The sequence below is a fragment of the Actinomadura livida genome (assembly GCF_014648675.1).
In the GTDB taxonomy this organism is placed as follows: domain Bacteria; phylum Actinomycetota; class Actinomycetes; order Streptosporangiales; family Streptosporangiaceae; genus Spirillospora; species Spirillospora livida.
The window spans coordinates 202,277-204,348 of the sequence record NZ_BMRO01000010.1; the positions used below are offsets into that span (position 1 = coordinate 202,277).

1 protein-coding gene is annotated in these 2,072 nt (G+C 71.1%); it reads right to left on the reverse strand.

The window, feature by feature from the left end; translation table 11 throughout:
- Positions 1-1,876: phosphoketolase family protein (locus tag IEZ03_RS24270; protein WP_229808531.1), on the reverse strand; the 1,876-nt coding region annotated here is incomplete at its 3' end.
- Positions 1,877-2,072: the final 196 nt, after the last annotated feature.

Below are 2,072 nucleotides of genomic sequence, written 5' to 3' on the forward strand. Positions count from 1 at the left end.
CGCCCGCGCAGGCGAGGACGACGTCGGGGTCGGCGCCGCCGTCGGTGGACGCCCATTCCCAGATGCCGATGCCGCGGGTGCAGTGCGCGATGGCGGCGTCCATCGGCAGCCAGTTCAGCGCCGGCTGCTTGCCCGCGACGACGACGTTGACGTAGTCGCGGGACCGCAGGACGTGGTCCCCCACCGACAGCAGCGTGTTCGCGTCCGGCGGCAGGTACACGCGGACGATCTCCGGCTTCTTGTTCAGGACGACGTCGAGGAACCCGGGGTCCTGGTGGGTGAAGCCGTTGTGGTCCTGCCGCCACACGTGCGAGGACAGCAGGTAGTTCAGCGACGCGATCGGCGCCCGCCACGGGAGGTGCCGGGTCACCTTCAGCCACTTGGCGTGCTGGTTGAACATCGCGTCCACGATGTGGACGAACGCCTCGTAGCTGTTGAAGAGCCCGTGCCGCCCGGTGAGGAGGTAGCCCTCCAGCCAGCCCTGGCACAGGTGCTCGCTCAGCACCTCCATGACCTGCCCGGACGGGGCCTGGTGCTCGTCGGTGGGGAGGAGTTCGCCCTGGAACACGCGGTCGGTGGCCTCGAACACGTCCTGGAGGCGGTTGGACGCGGTCTCGTCGGCGCCCATGATGCGGAAGTTGGACGGGTTCGCCCGCACGACGTCGCGCAGGAACGACCCGAACGTGCGGGTGGGCTCGGTACTGGTCGTGCCGGGCTTGTCGACCGGGACCGCGTAGTCGCGGAAGTCGGGCAGGACGAGCGGCTTCAGCAGCAGCCCGCCGTTGGCGTGCGGGTTGGCGCTCATCCGGCGTTCGCCGCCGGGCGCCGTGGCCAGCAGCTCGGCGACCGGGCGGCCCGTGCCGTCGAACAGCTCGTCCGGGCGGTACGACCGCAGCCACTCCTCCAGCTGGGCCAGGTGCTCCGGGTTGTCGCGGACGCCGCCGAGCGGGACCTGGTGGGACCGCCACGTGTCCTCGACCGGCTTCCCGTCGACCTCCTCCGGGCCCGTCCAGCCCTTGGGCGACCGCAGCACGATCATGGGCCAGCGGCGCCGGCCGCGGGCCCCGGCCTCGCGGGCGCCGCGCTGGATCTCGGCGATCTCGGCGAGCGCCTGGTCGAGCGCGGCGGCCATCTTGCGGTGCATGGACGCGGGCTCGTCCCCGCTCACCAGGAACGGCTGGTACCCGTAGCCGTCGAGCAGCTGGACGAGCTCCTGCTCGGGGATCCGCGCGAGGAACGACGGATTGGCGATCTTGTAGCCGTTCAGGTGCAGGATCGGCAGGACGGCGCCGTCCTTCACCGGGTCGAGGAACTTGTTGGAGTGCCAGCTCGCCGCCAGCGGCCCGGTCTCGGCCTCGCCGTCCCCGACGATGCACGCGACGACCAGGCCGGGGTTGTCGAACGCCGCCCCGTAGGCGTGGGCCAGCGAGTACCCCAGCTCGCCGCCCTCGTGGATCGAGCCCGGCGTCTCCGGCGCGACGTGACTGGGGATGCCGCCGGGGAACGAGAACTGCCGGAACAGCCGCCGCATGCCCGGCTCGTCCAGCGACACGTCCGGGTACACCTCGCTGTAGGTGCCCTCCAGCCAGGCGTTCGCGACGGCCGCGGGACCCCCGTGCCCCGGCCCCATGATGTAGATCATGTCCAGGTCGCGCGCCTTGATCGCGCGGTTGAGGTGCGCGTAGCAGAAGTTCAGGCCGGGGGTGGTGCCCCAGTGGCCGAGGAGCCGGGGCTTGATGTGGTCCCGCCGGAGCGGTTCGCGGAGCAGCGGGTTGTCCAGCAGGTAGATCTGCCCCACGGACAGGTAGTTGGCCGCTCTCCAGTACGCGTCGATCTGCCGCACTACGTCGTCGGTCATGGCGGCGGACTCGGTCATGGCGCGTCCTTGTCCCTTCGATTCGGGGGGCGAGGAATCGAAACCGTCCTCGGGGGGATCTCGTCCCCTGGATTGGCCTCCTCAACCATCACCGGAAGCCCGCCGCCGAAAGGACATTGCCGCCGAAAGGACCCCGCGGCCGAAAGGACCCCGCCGCCAAGACACTTCGCCCCGGGCACCGGCAGGGCCACGGCGG